The 13,437-nt window shown below is 74.2% G+C and carries 17 protein-coding genes; 9 read left to right on the top strand and 8 right to left on the bottom strand.

The annotated features are described in order from the left end of the window. Positions 1 to 35: 35 nt before the first annotated feature. Together HD595_RS38105 and HD595_RS38100 are read left to right on the top strand one after the other, a co-directional pair. The gene (locus HD595_RS38105) at positions 36 to 752 is read left to right on the top strand and encodes a dienelactone hydrolase family protein (protein ID WP_253777854.1); all 717 of its coding nucleotides are present in this window, start codon (positions 36 to 38) and stop codon (positions 750 to 752) included. Positions 753 to 830: 78 nt separating this feature from the next. Beyond that, complete coding sequence (locus tag HD595_RS38100) at positions 831 to 1,004, top strand: hypothetical protein (RefSeq protein WP_253777852.1); 174 nt, start codon at positions 831 to 833, stop codon at positions 1,002 to 1,004. Between the two features lie 64 nt (positions 1,005 to 1,068). Here the strand turns inward: HD595_RS38100 and HD595_RS38095 are convergent, their stop codons facing one another. Then, complete coding sequence (locus HD595_RS38095) at positions 1,069 to 2,058, bottom strand: alpha/beta fold hydrolase (protein ID WP_253777850.1); 990 nt, start codon at positions 2,056 to 2,058, stop codon at positions 1,069 to 1,071. A gap of 140 nt (positions 2,059 to 2,198) precedes the next feature. On the opposite strand from HD595_RS38095, the gene HD595_RS38090 reads away from it, so the two are divergent. Both HD595_RS38090 and HD595_RS38085 read left to right on the top strand, forming a co-directional pair. Further along, positions 2,199 to 2,849 carry a helix-turn-helix domain-containing protein gene (locus tag HD595_RS38090; protein WP_253777848.1) on the top strand — a complete coding sequence of 217 codons (651 nt, stop codon included), beginning with the start codon at positions 2,199 to 2,201 and terminating at the stop codon, positions 2,847 to 2,849. Then, entirely contained in the window at positions 2,818 to 3,321 is a 504-nt protein-coding gene (locus HD595_RS38085; RefSeq protein ID WP_253777846.1) for an SDR family oxidoreductase, read from the top strand. The genes HD595_RS38090 and HD595_RS38085 overlap by 32 nt, the downstream gene beginning before the upstream one ends. Positions 3,322 to 3,581: 260 nt before the next feature. On the opposite strand, the gene HD595_RS38080 is transcribed toward HD595_RS38085, so the two are convergent. After that, entirely contained in the window at positions 3,582 to 4,310 is a 729-nt protein-coding gene (locus HD595_RS38080) for an SDR family NAD(P)-dependent oxidoreductase (protein ID WP_253777844.1), read from the bottom strand. 81 nt (positions 4,311 to 4,391) lie between these two features. On the opposite strand from HD595_RS38080, the gene HD595_RS38075 reads away from it, so the two are divergent. Then, entirely contained in the window at positions 4,392 to 5,456 is a 1,065-nt protein-coding gene (locus tag HD595_RS38075) for an AraC family transcriptional regulator (RefSeq protein WP_253777842.1), read from the top strand. Between the two features lie 25 nt (positions 5,457 to 5,481). Here HD595_RS38075 and HD595_RS38070 read toward each other — a convergent pair whose 3' ends face one another. Next, a complete protein-coding gene (locus tag HD595_RS38070) occupies positions 5,482 to 6,183 on the bottom strand; it encodes a TioE family transcriptional regulator (RefSeq protein ID WP_253777840.1) in 702 nt (233 codons plus the stop codon). Positions 6,184 to 6,265: 82 nt separating this feature from the next. Beyond that, positions 6,266 to 7,057, bottom strand: a complete 792-nt coding sequence (locus HD595_RS38065) for an SDR family NAD(P)-dependent oxidoreductase (protein ID WP_253777838.1) — start codon at positions 7,055 to 7,057, stop codon at positions 6,266 to 6,268. A 136-nt stretch (positions 7,058 to 7,193) separates the two neighbouring features. Here HD595_RS38065 and HD595_RS38060 point away from each other — a divergent pair, with 136 nt between their 5' ends. After that, the gene (locus HD595_RS38060; RefSeq protein WP_253777836.1) at positions 7,194 to 7,922 is read left to right on the top strand and encodes a TetR/AcrR family transcriptional regulator; all 729 of its coding nucleotides are present in this window, start codon (positions 7,194 to 7,196) and stop codon (positions 7,920 to 7,922) included. Between the two features lie 25 nt (positions 7,923 to 7,947). Continuing rightward, positions 7,948 to 8,679, top strand: coding sequence for a hypothetical protein (locus HD595_RS38055; protein ID WP_253777829.1), 732 nt, complete (start codon positions 7,948 to 7,950; stop codon positions 8,677 to 8,679). Positions 8,680 to 8,730: 51 nt separating this feature from the next. Here HD595_RS38055 and HD595_RS38050 read toward each other — a convergent pair whose 3' ends face one another. Next, positions 8,731 to 9,240, bottom strand: coding sequence for a MerR family transcriptional regulator (locus HD595_RS38050; RefSeq protein WP_308211320.1), 510 nt, complete (start codon positions 9,238 to 9,240; stop codon positions 8,731 to 8,733). Positions 9,241 to 9,265: 25 nt separating this feature from the next. Between HD595_RS38050 and HD595_RS38045 the strand changes: the two genes are divergently transcribed. Then, a complete protein-coding gene (locus tag HD595_RS38045; RefSeq protein WP_253777828.1) occupies positions 9,266 to 10,741 on the top strand; it encodes an MFS transporter in 1,476 nt (491 codons plus the stop codon). 79 nt (positions 10,742 to 10,820) lie between these two features. Continuing rightward, the gene (locus HD595_RS38040) at positions 10,821 to 11,210 is read left to right on the top strand and encodes a hypothetical protein (RefSeq protein WP_253777826.1); all 390 of its coding nucleotides are present in this window, start codon (positions 10,821 to 10,823) and stop codon (positions 11,208 to 11,210) included. Positions 11,211 to 11,232: 22 nt separating this feature from the next. Here HD595_RS38040 and HD595_RS38035 read toward each other — a convergent pair whose 3' ends face one another. The 3 genes from HD595_RS38035 to HD595_RS38025 form a co-directional block, all read right to left on the bottom strand. Continuing rightward, positions 11,233 to 11,595: a DUF1330 domain-containing protein gene (locus tag HD595_RS38035; protein ID WP_253777825.1), complete on the bottom strand. Its 363-nt coding sequence runs from the start codon at positions 11,593 to 11,595 to the stop codon at positions 11,233 to 11,235. Positions 11,596 to 11,661: 66 nt separating this feature from the next. Next, positions 11,662 to 12,879, bottom strand: a complete 1,218-nt coding sequence (locus HD595_RS38030) for an epoxide hydrolase family protein (protein WP_253777823.1) — start codon at positions 12,877 to 12,879, stop codon at positions 11,662 to 11,664. Beyond that, on the bottom strand, positions 12,876 to 13,421 hold the full coding sequence (locus HD595_RS38025; RefSeq protein ID WP_253777821.1) for a MarR family winged helix-turn-helix transcriptional regulator: 546 nt from the start codon (positions 13,419 to 13,421) through the stop codon (positions 12,876 to 12,878). The genes HD595_RS38030 and HD595_RS38025 overlap by 4 nt, the downstream gene beginning before the upstream one ends. Positions 13,422 to 13,437 lie beyond the last annotated feature (16 nt).

Raw genomic sequence — 13,437 nt, 5'->3', positions numbered from 1 at the left:
CGCGCAAGCCCCATCCCGAAAGGCTTGAGACGCAGATGCGCTTCACCACCCGGACGTCGGCCGACGGCGTCACCGAACGATCCTTCACCTTCGGCGAGATCCCCGGCGTGCTGTGGACGCCGGACGGAGCCGAACCCGGCGCCCTGGTCCTCATCGGGCACGGCGGCGGACAGCACAAGCTGGCCCCCGGCGTGACGGCCCGCGCCGTCCGGCTGGCGGCCGAGTGCGGGTTCGCGGCGGCGGCCATCGACGCCCCCGCTCACGGCGGCCGCCCCAAGAGCGCCGAACACGAGCGCGTCATCACCGAGATGCGGGAGCGCATGGCCGGCGCCGGCGACCCGCTCCCCCTCCTGGCCGAACTCCACACGCTGCTGGCCGCCCAGACCGTCCCGGAATGGCGCTCGGTCCTGGACGCGCTCGGCGATCTCGGTCCGGTGGGTTACTGGGGCATGTCGCTGGGCTGCGCCCTCGGCATTCCGCTGGTCGCCGCCGAGCCGCGTGTCCGCGCGGCGGTGCTGGGGTTGAGCGGCACGTCCCTGGCCTCGGCCGAGGCCGCCGCGCGGGTGACCGTTCCCGTGCAGTTCCTGGTGCAGTGGGACGACGAGCGGGTCCCGCGCGCGGACGCGCTGGCGCTGTTCGACGCCCTGGCCTCGGGCGACAAGACGCTGCACGCCAACCCCGGCAAGCACGAGGACGTCCCGGCCTTCGAGGCCGACGACGCGGTGCGCTTCTTCACCCGCCATCTGGCCTGATCCCGCCGCACCGGCCGAGGCGGCGGACGGCGCGCTCCCCTCCGTACGGCACAGCGGTCCGCCCGGCTGGGCGCCCGGGTGGCGCCCGGCCACGTCGCGCAGACCCACGCCCGGCCCGACCTGCACGGCCGCACCCCCGCCGGCTTCGACCGCTTCCTCACCTTCGGCGTCGACGGAACCGTCCACGAGGTGGTGAAGGAGACCGGCGGGCAGATAGCGGCGGCCGCGGTCGGCGATCCGGGCGGCGGGTGATCGGGCAGGGGAAGGGCCTGGCCCCGGGATGTGGTGCGTGCCGGACGCGGCCGGCCCGCCTGGTTCAGTCCCGGAGGGTGGCGAGCCAGTCGGTCAGCAGGCGGTTGACCTCGTCGGGGCGCTCCTGCTGGATCCAGTGGCCGCAGCCGTCCAGGAGGTGGGAGGCCGACAGGCCGGGGAGGGTGGTGGGGTAGGCGTCGATGGCGTCGGACATCCAGGTGGTGGAGGCGTCCAGGGCGCCGCCGATGAACAGGGACGGCTGCTTGATCGGGGCTCCGCGGTGCGGGGCGAGGTCCTCCCAGTCCCGGTCCATGTTGCGGTAGCGGTTGAGTGCGCCGGTGATCCCCGTACGCTCGAACTCCCCGGCGTAGACGTCGAGGTCGTCCTCGCCCAGCCAGGCCGGGAGGACCCCTGTGGGGAAGCGGTCACGCAGCCGGCCGCCGTCGCGGGCGACGAAGTGCGGGTCGGGCTCGCCCTGGGCGGGCATGGTGTCGGCGGACAGAGCCGCGTAGAAGCCCGCGAGCCAGCCCCGGACGTCGGGCTCGATCTCCGCCTCGGCGCGCCCGGGCGTCTGGAAGTAGGAGACGTAGAACTCCTGCTCGGGCCCGCCGATCCGGCCGAAGACGTCGGTGGGGCGGGGGCCGCCGGGCGGCGCGTAGGGGACGCTCAGCAGGGCGACGGCGCGGAAGACCTCGGGGTGGAGCAGGGCGGAGGCGGAGGCGATGTTGGAGCCCCAGTCGTGGCCGACGACCACCGCGTTCTCCTCGCCGAGGGCGCGCACAACGGCGACGTTGTCCTCCACCAGGTCGAGCATCCGGTAGGCGTCGGCCGCCTCCGGCTTGGAGGAGCGGCCGTAGCCACGCACGTCGATCGCCACCGCCCGGTGGCCGGCCGCGGCGAGGGCCGGGAGCTGGCGGCGCCAGGAGTACCAGGACTCGGGGAAGCCGTGCACGAGCAGGACCAGCGGGCCGGTGCCCTGCTCGACCAGGTGCAGGCGCCCGGCCGGGGCCTCGACGGTGCGGTGGCGGAGCTCGGCGGTCGGCTCGGGCTGCATGGGCTTCTCCTCGGTTCGCGGGCGGAGGCGTTACCCATCGATCATGCGGCGCGGCACCCGCCCGACGCGATCAGCGTTGCCATTCTGGCAAACTCACAGGACAGAGCGGTGGAGCGGCATGGCGGGAAGGAGCGGCGAAGGTGGCAGGCGACGACGTGGACGGCACGCTGGCCGCGATGGGACCCCGGTTGCGGGCCGCGCGCGAGCACCACGGCGCGACGCTCGCCGGTGTCAGCTGCGCGACCGGCATCTCGGCCAGCACGCTGTCCCGGATGGAGACCGGCCGGCGCAAGCCCACCCTGGAGGCGCTGCTGCAGCTGTCGAAGGAGTACGGCGTCTCCCTGGACGAGCTGGCCGGCACCGCGCGCGCCCGCCCGGCCGAGCCGCGGGCCACGGCGCCGCTGAGCTTCGGGGATGACAAGGTGGTGCTGCCGTTGACCCGGTACGTCGGCGGCCTGCACGCCCACAAGCACGTCCTGCCCGCCCTCCAGGACCCGCCCGCGCGGCCCCGTCAGGTCTCCCACGACGGCTACGAGTGGCTGTGCGTCCTGTACGGGCGGCTGTGGCTCGCGCTCGGCGGCCAAGATCTCGTCCTGACCCCCGGGGACGTCGCCGAGTTCGACACGCGCACCCCGCACGGGGTGGCGAACGCCGGACTCGGCGGACCGGTGGAGTATCTGATCATGTTCGGACCGCAGGGAGAGCGCCTACGGCCGCGCACCCCTCCGGCCGCCGTCCCCGGGAACCGCCCGCCCCATCGTGCCCAGGCCGGCCGCGAGGCGCGACCATAGGATCCGCAACCCGTTCCGGGCTCCGGAGGCGTTCGACAGGCTCGTCGCCACCAATCTCAAGGGACCGTTCTTCCTGATCAGAGCATTGCTGCCGCTCTTGTCACGGCAAGCCTCGGTCATCCTCGTCGGCTCCGTCTCCGCGTACATCGGGCACGAGAACGCGGCGGTCTACGGCGCCGCCAAGGCGGGCCTGCTGTCGTTCTCCCGCGGACTGACCTATGAGCTGAGGGATCGGGGCATCCGGGTCAACGGGCTCAGCCCGGGGCCGACCTTCACGGACGCGTTCGCCTCGCTCGGCCCCGAGCGGCAGGCCGCGATCTACGACGAACTCCGGCAGACCGTGCCGCTGCATCGCATCGGCACCGCCACCGAGCTGGCGAAGGCGGCCGTCTACCTCGCTTCCGACGAGTCCGCGTACACCGCGGGCACCGTCCTGCGCGTCGATGGCGGCATCGGAGAGCTCGCCTACTGACCTCACCGCCCGCCCCGAGCCCGGCAGGACCGTCGGCCCGGCCCGCGAGCCGCGCTCCGCGGGGTGGCGGTCACGCTCGTGCAAGCGACTCGCTGGACGTCGCGGCTTTCCGCTCGCCCACCACCAGCGAGGCGCACCGGCCGCCGTCCCCCGGATCTCAGCGGCCGGGTGATCGTGCCCTGCCGCGGTCACACCTTCGGGTACGACCCGAGCCACGGCAGCGTGCGCGGCCGGGCATCCTCACGGATCCACGTGATCCGTCATCCGTCCAGCAGACCCGCCGGGACGACGGTCTCGTGGCGGTCCCGCCTGGTGTGCATGTCCCAGAGGATGTCCGCCAGCTCGGCGGGGTCGGCGGCCGGCATGTCCGGCACCGGTTCGCCCTGGGCGCGGCGGCGCTCGTAGTCGGCCTCGACAGGGGTGCCGGCGATGCGGGCGCCGATGTAGAGCGCGCCCACATGGACGCCCTTGCCGGCGACCTCGGCCGCCAGCGACTGGAGGTAGTTGCGCTGGGCTGCCAGGACCGTGGGCCAGCCGCTCATGTTCGGCCGGCCCCGGACGGCGGCGGCCCCCTGGGCGCTGAGGATCGCGCCGTCGCCCCGCTCGACCATGGCGGGCAGGAACTCCCGGACCAGGGCCAGGAGCGTGTCCATCGTGATCGGCATGCGTTCCCGGAGCAGCTCGGGGGTGAGGCCGACGGCGGGGACGAACATGGGGCCCGCGGAGGCCGGGCCGTAGTAGAAGGCCGTGGGGTCGCCGACGCACGCGCGGATCCGCGCGGCGAGCGCCGGGACGTCGCCGGTCCGGGCCAGGTCGGCGGTGACCACGTGCGCCGTGACGCCGCCGGCCGTCAACTCCCGGGCGAGCGCCTCCAGAGGCTCCCGGCGGCGGGCGACCAGGACGACCTCGTACCCCTCCTTGCCGTAGCGGCGGGCGACGGCCTGGCCGACACCCGGACCGGTTCCGAACACTGCGATGGATTTCGTCATGCGGCTCAGTCAACTCCATCGCCCACAGACGATCCATGGGTGAATGTCTGAAATGCCTTTGCGATCGTCTACGCTGGGCGGGTGGACGTGCTGACCGACCTCCTGAACCGGGCCCGCGCGCAGAACGCCCTGGTCAGGCGGCTGATCCGGCGGCCGCCATGGGGCGTCACCTACGCCGACGCGCCGCCGCTCACGGTCGCGGCCACGCTCGGCGGCCACGCCGCGATCCGGGTCGCCGGCGGCGCACCCACCCGCCTGGCCGCGGGTGACATCGCCCTCATCACCGCCCCCGGCGGGTACACGATCGCCGACGACCCGGCGACCTCACCCGAGTTCGTGATCCGGGACGGGCGCAAGCACCTCCCCACGGGCGCGCCGGCGCCGGTCCGTCCGATGCCGGCCCCCCGCACGTACGGCGGCGGCGCCGACATGTCTCCGAACGGGGCCGACGTGGAGGAGATCGGCATGCCGGGGGTCACCGTCATGCTGCGCGGCGCGTACGAGCTGCACGGCGACGTGGCCGCCCGCCTGCTCGGCCTGCTTCCGCCGCTGGCCGTCGTCCCCGCCGGGCCGCGCACCCGCACCGCGCTCGACCTGCTGTCCGCCGAGGCCGCCCGCGACGAGCCGGGCCAGGACGCGGTCCTCGCCCGGCTCCTGGACCTGGTGCTCGTGATCGCGTTGCGCGCCTGGTGCACCAGGCCGGAGGCGACGCCGCCCGCCTGGTACCGGGCGCTGGGCGATCCGGCGATCGGCGAGGCGCTGCGCCTGCTGCACGAGGACCCCGCCCATCGGTGGACGGTCGCCGCGCTGGCCGCCAAGGTCGGCATGTCCCGCGCCGCCTTCGCCCGGCGCTTCGCCGACCTGGTCGGCCGGCCGCCGCTGGGCTATCTCACCGACTGGCGCATGACCCTCGCGGCCGACCTGCTCCGCGACGGCCGGCACAGCGTCGCCGCCGTGGCCCGCAGGGTCGGCTACCAGGATCCGTTCGCGTTCAGTGTGGCGTTCCGGCGCGCCCGCGGACACACGCCCTCGGCCTGGCGGGACCCGGGACCCGACACCCGCCGCGGCCCAGCGCTCGAAACCCCGGGCGGCCCAGAACCCGAAGCCGCGCAGGATGCCGTCCGCGGCCACGGCCGGGGCGAGTGACGCCCCGCGATCACTCGCCGCGCGATCACTCGCCGCGCGGGCTCGGGGCCGGGCGGCAGTCGAGGTAGGCGTCCAGGGCGGCGGCGCCGGCGAGCATGGCGCGGCCCCGCGCCGAGAGCCGCTCGCCCCACTCACGCAGCGTCGACTCCAGCGGCGCGACACCCCCGGCCGAGCGGACCTGCCCGATCAGCGGGGCGATCTGCTCCAGCAGGTAGCCGCCGCGCCTGAGCTGGTGGGCCAGCCGGACGTCGCGCACGTCGGCCGCGCCGTAGACCCGGTAGCCGGTCTGCGGGTCGCGGCGCGGCCGGACCAGCCCGGAACGCTCCCACTTGCGCAACGTGGCCGGGCGGATGCCCAGCCTCCTGGCCAGCGGGCCGATGAACGTGTCGCCGCGCTCCTGCGGCACGGGCGCCAGGTCGCGCAGCGCGGCCTCGACGGCCAGGAGGGTGCGGCGGTCGTCCAGGAGCTGGGCGTGGCTCTCGTCGATGATCCGCAGCGCGTCGTCGGTGGCGTCCCGGTTGACCGCCTGCATGATCGACGTCGCCGTCTGGTGGCCGTGCCCGGCGACCAGGGCGAGGAACGCGCGCAGGGCCTGCGCGTGCAGGGGCGTGTAGGTGCGGTAGCCGTGGGCGGTGCGTTCGGCGGCCGGCAGGATGCCGGCGTCCTCGTAGTTCCTGATCGCCTGGGTGGACAGGCCGTGCTCGCGCGCCAGGTCCACCGGTCTCATGGTGAAGGTCCCACCTGGCGGAAGAGGAGGTTCACCGGCCGAAGTCTACGCCGTCGCCCCCGCGCCGCCTCACCGTGGAGCGTCAGGCGATGTCCAGGGCCCGGGCGGCGTCGTCCCACAGCCGGCGCGCCAGGGCGGCGTCCAGGGCCGGCGGCCGCAACGGGACCTGCTCGGACTCCTCGAAGTACCGGCCCGTCCCCTCCGCCGCCAGCAGGTCCACCACGGTCGGGGCGGCGTGCTCGGCGGGCTTCCATGTCCGCTTGACCGCCTTCAGGACCAGCCCGAGGACCCCGCCGCGGTCGCCGAGCCCGGTCCGCAGGACGCCGGGGTGCACCGCGTCGATCGTCACCCCGGCCTGCCTCCACCGCTCGGCGAACAGCGGGACCATCAGCAGGTTGGCCAGCTTGGTGCCGGCGTAGGTCCTCATGGGATGGAAGTCCTCGCCCGCCGGGGTCCGCTCGGGGTCCACCTTTCCCGTCACGTACAGGCCCGCGCTGACCTGCACGACCCGGCGCAGCCGGTCCTCCAGCAGATGGTTGAGCAGGAACGGCGCGAGATGGTTGGTGAAGAACGCCTGCTCGAAGCCGTCCTCGTTGAGCACGCGGCGGCTGGGCCACAGCGCCGCGTTGTGGACGAGCACGTCGATGCCGGGGACCGCCGCGGCGATCTCCCCGGCGGCCTGGCGCGCCGTGCGGACGCACGACAGGTCTCCGACGACAAGCCGTGCCCCGATCTCGCGCGCCGCGGCCGCCCCCTCGTCCGCCCGCCGGGCCAGGATCGTCACCTCATGCCCCCGTCGGACGGCCTCGGCCGCCACCGCCCGCCCGACGCCGCGGTTCCCGCCCGTCACGACCACGCTCAGCGCCTCGCCCATGCACGGGAGCCTAACCCAGCCGACTGACCAAGAGAACCGTTTTGGTCAGTACGTCGGTCAGGCGGCTGACATCATGGGCGAAGAGCGCCGGCGCGCGCGTTCATGCGGCCAACACCGACGACGGGGGACGACACCAGTGAGCCAGCTGATCGAGCACCACTCGCGCAAAGCCGCCCGCATCCTGGACAGCGCGCGCGAGCTCGTGCTCGACCACGGCGTGCGCAAGGTCACGGTCAGCGAGATCGCCCACGCGGCCGGCGTCGGCAAGGGCACCGTCTACCTGTACTGGGCGGCCAAGGAAGACCTCATCCTCGGCCTGTTCGCGCGCGAGCTGCTGACGTTCCTCGACGAGATCATCGCCCGCGTCGGCGCCGACCCGGCCACGGTGCTGCCGCGCCGTCTGGCGCCGCTGCTGGTCGGCGCGGGCCTGCGGCTGCCCCTGGCGTCGCGGCTGAAGCACGGCGACACCGACCTGATGCGGACGCTCACGCGACAGGCCGCCGACCTCGACGTGTTCGCCCGCCTCAAGCCGAGCGCCCTGTGCGAGGCCGTCATGCCGGTCCTGCGCCGCCACGGCCTGATCCGCCACGACCGCCCGCTGCCGGACCAGTGCTACGCCATGCACGCCCTGCTCACCGGGTTCGGCACCGCCATGTCCGCCCCGGCCACCGCGCCGCTCGGCGTCGAGGACCCGTACGCGGTCCTCGCCGACGCCGTGGCCCAGCTCCTGGAGCCGCCCGTCGCCCCGGACGGGCAGGCCGTCGCGGCCGCCGCCGGCGCCACGCTCGCCGTCTTCGGCCGGAGCAGGGACCTCGTGCTCGGCCTCATCGCCCGCAGCCAGGTCGGCGGCCGGTATCTTTCATGATCGGCGTACGGCATGATTGCCGACCATGAAGAAGACGATCACGACGGTGGCGGCGTGCGCCGCCGCCTTGTCCCTGGCCGCCGCCCCCGCGCACGCGGCGCCCCAGGACCCCGTCAGCGCATTGAAGGCCGAGCTCGTCCCCGGGCACGGCGTGCGCTTCACCGAGAAGGTCACCTGGTCCGACGGCACCGACGAGGAGGAGCTCCAGGACCGCCAGGGCGTCTTCCAGTTCGACCGCAAGGGCGTCGCCGCGTTCGACATCAAGGTCCACTGGAACGACGAGGACTACGGGCGGCAGCGCGCCATCGGCATCGGCAGGACCACCTACCACAACGGCGGAGTCATGCCGAGGGTCCTCCCCGAGGGCAAGACCTGGTACAAGGTCAATAGGTACGGGCTGAACGACTCCTACGGCCAGGTCATCAACCCGGCCGAGCCCACCACCCTCGCCGCGCTGATCAAGCACGGGAAGGCGACGAACAGCTCCATCACCGGCACCATCACCTTCAAGGAGCTCAAGCAGGTCTCGCCCTGGTGGGCGGGCGCCAAGGCGGACAAGTCGTTCGACGGCACGAAGGTCTCCTACACCCTCACCCTCACCCGCGAGGGCCTGGCGAGCAGCCTGCGGAGCTCGTACACGGCGACGGAGAACGGCCGCAGCGCCACGATCGGCGTGGACACCCGCTACAGCGGGTGGGGCGCGAAGGTGTCGGTCAAGGCGCCGGACCCGGCCAAGGTCACCACCGAGTTCCGCTGACCCCGTCCGCGCCTCCCCTGCTCCCCGGCGCGTGAGCGCGGGGAGCGTCGCTCAGCGGGCGCCGTCCTGGGGACGCGGCGCCCACAGCCGGTCCGCGTCGCCGGCGGCGAGCCGCCCCCGGTAGACGCCGATCTTGCGGTCGATGAGCGTGAGGTTCTCCCGCAGCTCGGCCAGCCGCGCGACCACCTCGGCGCGGTGAGCCTCCAGCAGGGCCAGCCGCTGCTCCTCGTTGCCGCGCCCCGCCGCCACCAGCTCGGCGTAGCGGCGGATGGCCCTGATCGGCATGCCGGTGGCCCGCAGCCTGGTGCAGACGGTGATCCAGTCGAGGTCGAGCTGCCGGTAGCGGCGCCGGCCGCCGGCGGTGCGGTCGACGGGGGTGACGACCAGGCCGGCGCGTTCGTAGTAACGCAACGTGTGCACGCTGACCCCGGTACGGCGGGCGGCCTCGGCGATGCTCAGCCCCTCCTGCGCCGCGTCCGCGGGGACGGCGTCCGCGTGAACTCCGCCGTCCAGGCCGCGGCCGGCCGAGCCCGGTCCGGGCAGCGCATTGACTTCGAGCACGCTCTAAATCCTAGCGTCGATGGTCATGAGTTCTCCTCCGCTGCCGCCACCGGTGCCCGGCGAGTCCGCCGGACGCCGGCCCTTCCTGGTGCTCGTCATCTGCTGCGCCGCCATCGCCGTCGTCGTCATGGACATCTCCATCGTCAACGTCGCGCTGCCGGCCATCCGCCGCGACCTGCACGCCTCGGTGCCGGACCTGCAATGGACGGTCGACGCCTACACCCTGGTCCTGGCCGGATTCCTGGTGCTGGCCGGCTCCACCGCCGACCGGGTCGGCCGCCGCCGCGTCTTCCAGGCGGGCCTGGCCGCCTTCGGGGTCGGGTCGCTGCTGTGCGGCCTGGCGCCGAGCGTCGGCTGGCTCATCGCGGCGCGCGCCCTGCAGGCCGCCGGCGGGACGATGCTCAACCCGGTCGCGATGGCGATCATCGCGAACACCTTCACCGTCCCGGCCGAACGGGCCAGGGCCATCGGCGTGTTCGGCTCGGTGTCGGGCCTGTCGCTGGCGCTGGGGCCGATCCTCGGCGGCGCGCTGGTCGACGCCTTCGGCTGGCCCTCGGTCTTCTGGGTCAACGTGCCCGTCGTGGCCGCCGCCATCGTGGCCGCCGCGCTGTTCGTGCCCGAGTCCCGCGCCGCCCGGGCGCGCCGGTTCGACCCGGTGGGCCAGATCCTGGTGGTCGTCGTCCTGGGCGCCGTCGTCTACGCGATCATCGAGTCGAGGTGGCTCGGCTGGACGTCCCCGGTCATCCTCGGCCTGCTCGCCGTCGCCGCGCTCGGTGTGCTGGGCGTGCTGGCCTACGAGCCGCGGCGCGCCGACCCGCTGCTGGAGCTCCGCCTGTTCCGCAGCGTGCCGTTCAGCGCGGCGATCGTGATGGCGGTGTTCGCCCTGTGCGGGTTCGGCGCGTTCCTGTTCGTGACCACCCAGTACCTGCAGGAGGTACGCGGCATGTCGGCGCTCGGCGCCGGGCTGTGCCTGCTGCCGGTCGGGCTGCTGGTCGTGGCGCTGTCCCCGCGGGCGGGCCGGTGGGTGGGGACGCGCGGGCCCCGTCTGCCGCTGGTGGTCTCCGGCGCCGCGCTGGCGCTGGGCGGCGGCGCGCAACTGTGGGTCGGGCCCGCCACCGCGCTGCCGGCCGTGCTGGCGGGCTATCTGCTGTTCGGCGTCTTCCTGGGCGCCGTCAACCCCCCGATCACCAACACGGCGGTCTCCGCGATGCCGCGGTCGATGGCCGGGGTGGCCGCCTCGCTGGCCTCGGCCGGCCGGCAGACCGGCACCACCCTGGGCGTCGCCATCGCCGGAACGGTCGCGGGCACGTCCCTGACCGGCGGCGCGACCGCCTACACCGGTGCCGTGCGCGGCGTGTGGTGGATGGCGCTCGGCCTCGGCGCCGGCATCGTGGCCCTGGCCCTGCTCAGCACCGGACGCCGCGCCCAGGACACCGCGGCGCGGGCGGCGGCGCTGTTCGCGGTCGAGGAGACGGGCGCCGCTGCTAGGGTCCGGCCATGACCCTCAAACGATCAACAGGGCCGGCCGGCTTCACGTAGGCACGCCAGGAGATGCCTGGCGGTGCCGTGAGGAGATCCGAATGGCGCGCACCGCTCATCACATCCGTCGTCCCCTTCCCGGCGGGGCCGGCCCCCGGGGCGCCCCCTTCCGTGCGGTGACGGTCGTCGACCTGCGCTACAGCGCCGCCTGCCTGCGCGAGGGGCGGCGAGCCGGGCGCCGGGCGCGCCCGGCCGTCGTCCGGAGCAGGGCGGCCGTCTACTCCTGGGCCAGGGCCGACCTCCGCGACCGGTGGGTGTCGCGGCAGGCCGGCATCGAGGAGGGCCGGGCGCGCGGGCGGCTGCGGCTCGAACTGGAGACGATCCGCCGCGCGGTCAACGCCACCACCGGCGGCCGACTCGCCGTCGAGGCGGCCGAGGAGCTCGACGTCGCACCCGCGCGGCACCGCCGCGGCGCCGTCTGGCTGTACTGACCCCGGATCCGGTCCGGGCGGGTCAGCGGGTGCGCGCGGCGGCCTGGGCCGCCGCGCGCATCCCGGCCGCCATCGCCGCCGAGTCGTGCCCCGGCTCGACCCCGTCGACCAGCAGCACGACGCCGGGGATGTGATCGGCGCGCATCCGGACGATGGCCTGGTACGCGGGCGAGTCGTACCAGGCCCGGGCCTGCTCGATCGCCGGGAACTCGATGATCACCAGCGCGCCGGGCCAGTCGCCCTCGCGCACCTCCACCGGCTGCCCGTGCACCAGGAACGTGCCGCCGAACGGGTCCAGCGTGGCCTGAACCCGCTCCATGTACGCGTACACCTCCTCGTGCAGCTCGGCCGGGGGGAACTGGTGGGCCAGGGCGTAAGCGGGCATGAGGGCTCCTTCGTCAAGGGGATGCCCGGCCGACCGGCCGGACAGGGAGAGGCCAGGGGCCAGGGGTCAGCGCCGGCCGCGGAAGGTCCGCCGCAGGTCATCCACCCACGCGTCGGGGATCTCCCACGGGATGAAGTGGCCGCCGCGGTCGTGGGCGGCGACGTTGACCAGGTTGTACCAGCCGGCCCGGTCGCTGCCCAGGAAGTGCTCGACGCGCCGGTCGGTCGTGACGCCGGGCGGGTTCTCGTAGCCGACGAGGGTGAGGCCGGTGGGCGCCTCGACGGCCGGCCGGCGGGGGTGGGAGGGGGTCCAGGGGTAGCGGTTGTTGTTGGCGTAGGTGCGGATCGAGGTGCTGATCGAGTTGGTCACCCAGAAGATCATGGCGTGGGTGAGCAGGTCGTCGCGGCTGAAGACGGTCTCGACGTCGCCGCCGTTGTCGCTCCACTTCATCCAGCGTTCCAGGATCCAGGCGAGCATCCCGGCCGGCGAGTCGGTCAGGCCGTAGGACAGGGTGCTCGGGGCGAGCACGTGCGCGGCCAGGTGGACGGCGAAGCGCCTGTCCAGCGCGACGATGCGGGCGTGGACGTCGGCGGGCAGGCCCTCGGGGATGGGCTGGCCGCCGCTGAGGTCCCAGGCCCGGTCGCCGTTGAACAGGGTGAGCTTCTGCCCGGAACCGATGTGGATGGCGTGCAGCTCGCCGGCGTACTTGTGGCCGAGCTGCCCGGTGACCAGGGCGCCCACGTCGCAGCCCGCCGCCCCGTACCTCTCGTGACCGAGCACCTCGGTCATGAGGGTGTGCCACACGTCGGCGACCTTCCAGAAGTTCATGTCCGGGCGTCCGGGCAGCGGGCTGGAGAAGCCGAAGCCCGGGAACGACGGGACGATCACCTCGAACGCCTCGGCCGGGTCGCCGCCGTGGGCGCCCGGGTCGGCCAGCGGGTCGACGACCTTGGACCAGTGCCAGAACGTCCAGGGCCAGCCGTGCGTGAGGATCAGCGGCGTCGGCGCGGGCCCCACCCCGGGCCTGCGCATGAAGTGCACCGGCACGCCCTCGACCTCGACGTGGTAGTGCTCGTAGGCGTTGATCGCGGCCTCCGCCCTGCGCCAGTCGTAGCCGTCGAGCCAGTACTCGACGAGCGGGCGCAGGTAGGCGCGGGGGACGCCGTAGAAGCCGTCCTCGTTGCCCGCGTCATCGGGCCAGCGGGTCAGCTCCAGGCGCCGCCGCAGGTCGGCCAGCACCTCGTCGGGTACGTGGATGGGGGTCGGTCGCAGCGGCGTCATCATGGTCCTTTCTCCTGTTGCCGGCTTTCCCGTTGCCGGCGCCGGTCGGCCTCCACCAGGCGCCTGAGGGCCGGCAGGGCCGCCGTGATCGCGGCCTGCTCCCCCGGCGTCAGGTGGGCGGCGAGCTCGGCGAGGTGCGCGACGCGGTCGGCGCGGCGCCCCCGCACGACGGCGGCGCCCGCCGCGGTGAGGTGCACGAGGACGGCGCGGTTGTCGGACGGGTCGGCCCGGCGCTCCACCAGGCCGTCGCGCTGCAGCTTGGTCACCATCTGCGTCATGGCGGGCTGCGTGACCTGCTCGCCGGCGGCCAGCGCGGTCAGCCGCTGCGGGCCGCGGCCGGCCAGCGTGTGCAGCACCGACAGCGTCGTGAAGCTCAGCCGCTGCACCGACGGCAGCCGGATGAACATCCGGGTGAACTCCTCCAGCGCCAGGGTCAGGTCGGTGACGCTCACGCCGGCGGCGCGGGCTCGCGGCGCGCTCGCCGGGCCGGGCTCGCCGCCCACGGCCTCTCCGTTCTCCTCGCACGTCGACACAGAGGAGAACATATCACCAACTTATATA

The organism is Nonomuraea roseoviolacea subsp. carminata, from assembly GCF_024172185.1.
Classification (GTDB): Bacteria; Actinomycetota; Actinomycetes; order Streptosporangiales; family Streptosporangiaceae; genus Nonomuraea; species Nonomuraea roseoviolacea.
This window is presented reverse-complemented; position numbering and strand designations above follow the sequence as displayed.